Source organism: Thalassolituus sp. UBA2590 (assembly GCF_002339775.1).
Taxonomy (GTDB): Bacteria; Pseudomonadota; Gammaproteobacteria; order Pseudomonadales; family Oceanobacteraceae; genus Thalassolituus.
Map to the genome: position 1 here is coordinate 20597 of NZ_DDKU01000112.1, position 396 is coordinate 20992.

The window sequence follows — 396 nt, forward strand, 5'->3', positions numbered from 1 at the left end:
CATGATCATGGACCCATACGGCGCAGTCGTGCTTGTGAGCGTATCCATCGCAGGTATCGCTTATCAGGCGGGCATTGATCCGGTGCACTTCTGGATGGTGACGCTGGTGGCCTTCGAGCTTGGCTATCTGAGCCCACCTGTTGCGCTTAACCACCTGTTAACACGTCAGGTGGTCGGTGAAGAAGAAGTCCGGTTGTCGAAAGAAGAAGTGATCGGCGAAAACTTCTGGTACCGCCATGAGAAGATCCTGTTGCCGCTGGTGACGATGGCGACAGCTCTGATGATTGTTGCCTTTATACCATTGGCGATTGGGTATTCCTGAGAGTATCAGTTCTCAACTTCGGATGAGTGATTGTTGAGGAATCTGACACAAAAAACGGGGCCATTGGCCCCGTT

1 protein-coding gene is annotated in these 396 nt (G+C 52.3%); it reads left to right on the forward strand.

Annotation, left to right across the window (positions count from 1 at the left end):
* The coding region (locus B2067_RS10105; RefSeq protein ID WP_301388344.1) for a TRAP transporter large permease subunit at positions 1 to 322 on the forward strand (322 nt) is incomplete at its 5' end.
* Positions 323 to 396: the final 74 nt, after the last annotated feature.